Source organism: Streptomyces sp. NPDC048484 (genome assembly GCF_040651415.1).
Classification (GTDB): domain Bacteria; phylum Actinomycetota; class Actinomycetes; order Streptomycetales; family Streptomycetaceae; genus Streptomyces.
In genome coordinates, this window is sequence record NZ_JBEZJY010000124.1 from 1 (window position 1) to 3,144 (window position 3,144).

Consider the following 3,144-nt stretch of genomic DNA (forward strand, 5'->3'; position numbering starts at 1 on the left):
CGGCCTCATCCACAAGCTCGGCCCCGGCCTCTACGCCGCAACACCGTGGTCTCCAGCCCCACTTGCGTGACCTGCGAAAACGCTAACTACCCGGCATTGTTGTGTCCTGAACGCGAAAGGAAGAAGCATGTAGGAACTCTTCTTGTAGCGATGCTGTACGAAGGATGAAGGTTTGGCCCTTCAAATTCGTCCTGCGGGGGGAGAATTTAAACCACCTCATGCTGCGCTAGCTGAAGACTGCCGTGGTGAACGATGAGGAAAAGGCGTCCGCTGAGACGTCAGGTGGGGATCGGGAAGGCGAACGCAAGTGAATCGCTGCTGACGTGTCGAAAAGTAGAGTTGACATCAGAACCGGGTGTCAAGGCAGTCCCGGGATGAGTCTGGCGGGTGCCCGCTTACCGGCCAGGCGGTGTCCGGCATGCAGGCGACGCGAGCCCGGTCTGCGGCCTTCGTACGGAACAGGAGAAGGCGGGCTTGGATGCGTCTCCGCTGGTGAGCGGGGAGAGAGGGAGCGTCCCCGGCGGTCCGAAGCCGTGAGGGACTGAGTACCGACGCCAAGCACGCCGGCGGACCGGCTCGTAGTAGTGACGAAACCCCTGTAATCGGGGCGGAGCGAAGGGGCCGGGTCGTTCGTGACTGTGTTTATTCGATCAACCGGGCGTTACCCGGGAGGAGTCGCGTGAACGAGTTGAAAGCATCAGGCAAGCCGTTCAATATTTCCAAGCAGTCCGTCTGGGAGGCGTACGAGAAGGTCAGGTCGAACAAGGGTGCACCGGGTGTGGATGCGGTGTCGATGGAAGAATTCGAGAAGGATCTGAAGAACAATCTGTACCGGATCTGGAATCGTCTCTCCTCCGGCACCTATTTTCCGCCCCCGGTGCGTGCGGTGGAGATCCCCAAGAAAGGGGGCGTCCGGATTCTGGGCGTGCCCACGATCGGGGATCGTATAGCCCAGACGGTGGTTGCCGGGGTGCTGGAGGCGAAGGCCGAGCCGGTCTTTCACCCCGACTCCTACGGCTATCGTCCCGGGCGGTCGGCGATCGATGCTGTGGGCAGGTGCCGGGAGCGCTGCTGGAAGGCGGACTGGGTCATCGACCTGGACATCCGCGCGTTCTTCGACAGCGTTCCGTGGGACCTGGTCCTCAAGGCGGTCGCCGCCCACACTGATCCGTCCCAGTCCTGGGTCCAGCTGTATGTGCGGCGATGGCTCGCCGCACCGCTGCAACTGCCCGACGGGACACGGCACGAGCGGGACCGGGGGACGCCCCAGGGCTCATCGGTTTCGCCCGTCCTCGCCAACCTCTTCCTCCACTACGCCTTCGACACCTGGATGGCGCGGAACTTCCCCGCCCTCGGGTTCGAACGGTGTGTGGACGACGCGGTGGTCCACTGCGTCAGCGAACGCCAGGCACGCTTCGTGCTCGCGGCGATCAGGAAGCGGATGGCCGAGGTGGGGCTTGAACTGCACCCGGAGAAGACACGGATCGTGTACTGCCAGGATGCCAACCGGCGTGTCTCGTACGAGCACACCGAGTTCACCTTCCTGGGGTTCACCTTCCGCACACGCTCCGCGGTACGCAAGGACGGCCAGATGTTCCGGTCGTTCCTCCCCGCCATCAGCGGGGAAGCCCTGCGCAGGATCAGTTCCGAGGTGCGGTTCTGGCGACTGCACCACCGCACCAGCCTGACCGAAGCAGACCTCGCACGGTTCATCAACCCGATCATCCGCGGGTGGATGGCGTACTACGGGGCCTTCTACCAGTCGGCCCTGCATCCCCTCCTGGAACGCGTCAACGCCTACGTGATGCGGTGGATGCGCAAGAAGTTCAAACGGCTGCGGGGCAGGAAGAAAGCCCAGATCGCGTGGAACCAGGCCGTCGCACGCCGACCCCGGTTCTTCGCCCACTGGGCCTGGACCACCCATGCCCCCCGCGTCTGGTGACCAGAACGACAAGAGCCGTATGACGAGAGATCGTCACGTACGGATCTGTGAGGGCCGAGGGGTGAGAATCCCCTCGGCTACTCGGCGGTCAAGGCCCACGTGAATCGGACCCGTCATACTGCGCGCCCCAGCAAGGAAAGAAGCTGAACGGCGGGATCGGTGCTGGTGGTGCGCACCGGAGCAGCGAAGATTCCCAAGCCTGCCACTCTCTCGGCGTTGGCACGCGCGTAGGCCAGGCTATGGTCGACCGCGGCCGGGTCGAGCCACTCGGGCTGGCCGCACCCGCGGGCCAGGTCCCACTCGTGGATGGTCAGGTCGACGAGCATCTGGTCCGCGTACATGGTCAACGGGGCCTCCCCGAAGGAGAACCGAGCTGTCCCGGAAAGATCGGCACCCTTCCACGCCGCGAGGGAGCGTTCCGCGGCCTCGTCCCACGCGGGCACGGGATCTGCGCCGACCATGTCGCCATCGTAGCGGTCGCCCACCTGCTCCAGGGACTCTCCGGCGAGCAGGTGCGGCACCCACAAGTGCTCGCTGACCAGGTGGTTGACGAGGTCCCGAACGGTCCACTCGGTGCACGGCGTCGAATCGTTCCATCGGTGGCCGTCGACCGCGTGCACTCGTGCGCCGAAGCGGTTGATGGCATCGGGAATTAACTGCAGGGATGAATTCGTCATGGCAGTACGTTACGCCGTGATCTTCCACCCTCCCCGAACGGAGGTCAGACGACGGGGTCGTCGGTGGGCCGTCCGGGGTCGCCGTCCTCGACGACCTGCGCGGCTTCGTCGTCGACCACCTCGGCACTGACGTCGTCGTCCCGGTAGTCGACGAGACCGGTGACCTGAAGAAGGGCACGCACAGGGTCGGTGTGCAGCGCCAGTACACCAGCACGGCTGGTCCTTGTGAGAGCGGTTCGGTCAGCCACGATGGAAGCGCGGTCACAGGGCTCCTCCGTGATCACAGAACGTCGCAACTCCATGATCACCAGGACCTGTTCCCGTTCTGCTACCGAAGTCCCCTTACCGTGCCTATCTGCGCGACCTCTTTAGAGATCTTGACGATACGACACAGGCTCTGACTCTTTGGGGCCGGCTTCTGGTCGTGGGGCAGGGTCATTGCGTGAAGGCGGTCGGTCCGGTTCGCCGGTCTCGTGTGTGACGTGGCGTCATGTCCCAGCTTGGTGCGAGAAGAGCCCGGGAAGC

General features: G+C 64.2%; 2 protein-coding genes and 1 pseudogene. 2 read left to right on the plus strand and 1 reads right to left on the minus strand.

Translation table 11 applies throughout. The annotated features are described in order from the left end of the window. Positions 1 to 679 precede the first annotated feature (679 nt). Complete coding sequence (gene ltrA, locus AB0D14_RS44785) at positions 680 to 1,942, plus strand: group II intron reverse transcriptase/maturase (RefSeq protein ID WP_362791245.1); 1,263 nt, start codon at positions 680 to 682, stop codon at positions 1,940 to 1,942. A 113-nt stretch (positions 1,943 to 2,055) separates the two neighbouring features. On the opposite strand, the gene AB0D14_RS44790 is transcribed toward ltrA, so the two are convergent. Continuing rightward, entirely contained in the window at positions 2,056 to 2,619 is a 564-nt protein-coding gene (locus tag AB0D14_RS44790; protein ID WP_362791248.1) for a TIGR03086 family metal-binding protein, read from the minus strand. An 83-nt stretch (positions 2,620 to 2,702) separates the two neighbouring features. On the opposite strand from AB0D14_RS44790, the pseudogene AB0D14_RS44795 reads away from it, so the two are divergent. Next, positions 2,703 to 2,852: pseudogene (locus AB0D14_RS44795) on the plus strand (transposase); the annotation flags it as partial. Between the last annotated feature and the right edge of the window lie 292 nt (positions 2,853 to 3,144).